Genomic DNA, 3,552 nt, shown 5'->3' with positions numbered 1-3,552 from the left:
ATAATCGGCAACGGCCTCATCAAGCAAATGATGGGCTGTCGCCAGTAAATGCCGAAAATCGGCTTAAGTCAGTGTCCGGAATTTGTTGACCACTACATAATTATAATTCAATCCTATAAGTCAGAGTCTATCTCGTCCTCCTTTCCTGTATGAAAGAGGTGTCTGGAGGTAATTAATAATCATTTTTTATTAAAACTACGTCGTCTCTAAAGATAAAATCAAGAAGATTTATATGGATAAATTCTCAAAAGGATTACGAATTTATGGACACACTTATATGCCGTTCTTTCCAATCATTTATCGACTTCTGCGACAACGAGATCGTTGAGGGCAAAAATGTTCATTGCACCTTTAAAGCCTGTAAGGACAATGACTGGCGTTGGATGAAGATCTACTTAGAAAACAAAGGAGGTAAAAATCTCACGTTCAGTTTTATATAAAACAGATAGCACCATCTGATGTGCAAAAAACTTACACTTCAATTCAAATTTTATTCACAAATTTATTAATAATATTCAAAATATGAGCCATTATATAAAATCCTAGGGGTGCAATTTAATCCCCCTTCTCTAGGTATATGGAGAAACACTATGTTAAGAGCACAACTGGACAACGTAAAACTGCCTATAGGTAATTGTGTACTGCAAAGAGACGAATCGGGGGCTCAACTCCTCCTCAGTAATCAAAAATCATTTTCAATCACTCTACCTGAAAGCTGCATATTAGAAACTCTGATCCAAAAAGAAGAATTTATTTCGACTAAAGAAGAGCTGATCATTGCTGCGTGGGGGAACCCGGATATCATCGGCCCTAACTCTTTGCCAGTCGCTATTACCAACCTCAGAAAAGTCTTAGAACTTGATAGTATCAAAATCGTAAATGTTCCAAGAAAAGGTTACAAGATCCACATTCCTGAGTTTGAAACTTCGCTAGACCCACCGAAACAGATAAAGTTACCTCGTTCTAACTACTTAAGACTCTACCAATGGGCTCTTGTTGGCCTATCTTCCACCATCCTCTCTGTACTAATAATCAGCTATTTCTACTTCTGGCACGAATTTGACATCGTCAACGTCAACGTCAATAACCAATCGAGCCAAATCTGCCTAACTAAAAAGGATGAACTTCAATTCATCTTAGCCTCTCAAAACAACTTAGCTTCTCAGCCCCAGAAAAACTATCACGCTAACCCATAACCCTCGTTGCTTGAATTTTTTCAGATAAAAGAGAGGTAGCCCCTTTGCTGTGTGCAAAGGGGCACAACTTAAAGTGCAGGTTCCAATGTAGCGTTAAAGTGTCTCAATACCTTAGGCTCATAAGTAAACTTTAAACCTGCAATTGATGAAGCACGTTTCTTCACTTCTTTAAAAGCAGCAATAATGTAATCAAGGTGGGCCTGTGTATAGGTTGCTCTGGGAATAGCTAAACGAAACAATTCAGCCGGGCAAGGAAGCTGCTTTCCCGTTTCAGGATCACACCCTAGTAATAAAGAACCGATTTCTGCACCTCGAATACCTGCCACTTTATAAAGCTCACAAGACAAAGCATGTCCAGGAAACTGTTCTGGTGAGATATGAGGTAATAATGCACCGGCATCAACAAAGGCAGCATGCCCACCCGCTTGCTGGCAACGGACCCCTAACGCTTCTAGGCCGTTCACTAAGTATTCGACTTGCTGCAAACGTGATGCTAACCAGTCTTCTTCCATTCCATCATAAAGTCCAACAGCCAAACGTTCCATCGCTCCACCTTCTAGACCCCCATATGTTGGAAAGCCCTCCAATAACACACATAGTGTTTTGCATTCCAACTGCACATCTAAGAAGCTATCGTCTTTGAAAGCGAGTAGCCCACCAATAGGAACCATGGCATCTTTTTTCGCTGACATAGCAAAGAGATCGGCATATTTAAAAGCTTCGCTAGTTATCTCTTGAACACTCCAGTCGGCATAGCCCTCTTCACGCTGCTTAACAAAGTAAGCGTTCTCTGCGAATCGGGCACAGTCCATAACAACTGGAATATCGTGAGACTGCGCTAATTCATAAACAGCCTTCAAATTGGCAAGAGAAACAGGCTGACCACCTGCAGAGTTACAAGTAATCGTACTTACGATATAGGGCACATTTTTAGCACCGATCTCTTCGATTCCTGCCGCGAGTGCTTCCAAGTCAAAATTACCTTTAAAATCACTCTTAATTTCAGTATTAAAAGCTTCAGGTGAAGGAACGTTGATCACTCGACAATTATTATGCTGAGTGTGCCCTTGAGTAGTATCAAAAAAATAATTTGAAAATGCGGCCATTTTGCCTCGTTCGAGCCCCTGATCTCGCTCACGTTTGTTAATCAGGGCAGGGACATATAACTGCTCGGCACCACGTCCTTGGTGTGTAGGAATAGTAAACTGATAGCCAAAGATGTCTTTTACCGCTTGGCTAAGCGTTCGATAACTTCGACTGCCACTGTACGCCTCATCTCCCCTTAGCATTGCAGACTGCATCTCCTGCGTGACAGCTCCCGTTCCACTGTCGGTCAAGAGATCAATAAACACTTTGTCGCTATCCAACAAGAAAGGGTTATATCCCGCTTTCATTAGCGCCTGTTCTCGCTCACGTTCCGTTGTTCTTTTAACAGGCTCGATCACCCTAATTCGATAAGGCTCTGGCAAATAGTGTGAATCCATTGGCTGTTCTTGGTTATTGCTAGTTGCTGACATAGGTATCTCTCCAGACATTTTGATTCTTAAGGATAAGTTGGTTAGACGTAGGTGAAGCATTCCAGCGATACTAGATACCTCAACCGACCCTCTCCAACCCAATCAAAATGAATCAAATAAATACGGCAGGGTATTAATTTCAGCGTAAATTAACGATTAATTAATCGATGGCCTACCCCAAACAACTTTAAATAAAGCATCAGAATCTATGAAACATTCTTCCTCAAGAAGATGGTTTCACCTCAATTAATAATAATAATTAAATAAACAACGAAGTTTTAAATTGCCACGATGAAGTGGTGTTATTGAGAATAAAACAGCGAAGATGCCGAAAGGTATTTAAAGAAAACATTCACATTGAGAGTCACATCATGATTTTAGGCAACACATTGGTTGTTGGTGCCGGCCCTGCCGGTATTCAAACGAGCCAAATCCTAGCTCCTTTTAGTCAAAAAATAGCCCTCATCAGCAAGAGTTCCCATCAATGGGAAACTAGAAAAAGACTAATGAAACAACATGGGTACTTAGCTAGTTGCGAGGTAAACAAACCACAATTAGCACCGCTCGTCGGGCTAGTTAGATTTAATGAGTTCTATACTGAATTATCTCCCCTTCCCTCCTATTGGGATACTTTAGTTTTAGCCACTCCTGCTCACACCTATTGCGACGTATTGTCTTCCTTTTCTGAGCTTTGCTTAAAGAATTTAAAACAAATCATTCTTATGTCTTCAATGATTGGTGTGTAGTGGTCTAATGATCCCGGACACCAAATTAGGTGGTAAAGTCTCCACCATAAATGAGGTGTTCAATGACAAAACGACAACGACGTACATTTTCTA

Annotated in this window: 4 protein-coding genes; 3 read left to right on the top strand and 1 reads right to left on the bottom strand. The window is 40.9% G+C overall.

Going from position 1 to position 3,552, the window contains the following annotated elements:
* The first annotated feature begins 263 nt into the window (after positions 1 to 263).
* Together AACR09_RS19390 and AACR09_RS19385 are read left to right on the top strand one after the other, a co-directional pair.
* Entirely contained in the window at positions 264 to 440 is a 177-nt protein-coding gene (locus AACR09_RS19390) for a hypothetical protein (protein ID WP_017082925.1), read from the top strand.
* 150 nt (positions 441 to 590) lie between these two features.
* On the top strand, positions 591 to 1,196 hold the full coding sequence (locus AACR09_RS19385) for a winged helix-turn-helix domain-containing protein (protein ID WP_102248769.1): 606 nt from the start codon (positions 591 to 593) through the stop codon (positions 1,194 to 1,196).
* Positions 1,197 to 1,264: 68 nt separating this feature from the next.
* Here the strand turns inward: AACR09_RS19385 and tnaA are convergent, their stop codons facing one another.
* Entirely contained in the window at positions 1,265 to 2,680 is a 1,416-nt protein-coding gene (tnaA, locus tag AACR09_RS19380) for a tryptophanase (protein WP_029224450.1), read from the bottom strand.
* A 404-nt stretch (positions 2,681 to 3,084) separates the two neighbouring features.
* Between tnaA and AACR09_RS19375 the strand changes: the two genes are divergently transcribed.
* Positions 3,085 to 3,459, top strand: a complete 375-nt coding sequence (locus tag AACR09_RS19375) for an opine metallophore biosynthesis dehydrogenase (protein WP_228010763.1) — start codon at positions 3,085 to 3,087, stop codon at positions 3,457 to 3,459.
* The last annotated feature ends 93 nt before the right edge of the window (positions 3,460 to 3,552 follow it).

The sequence above is a fragment of the Vibrio sp. OPT20 genome (assembly GCF_963889365.1).
Taxonomy (GTDB): domain Bacteria; phylum Pseudomonadota; class Gammaproteobacteria; order Enterobacterales; family Vibrionaceae; genus Vibrio; species Vibrio splendidus.
The sequence above is the reverse complement of the archived record's forward strand: the minus strand, read 5'-3'. Positions and strand labels throughout refer to the sequence as shown.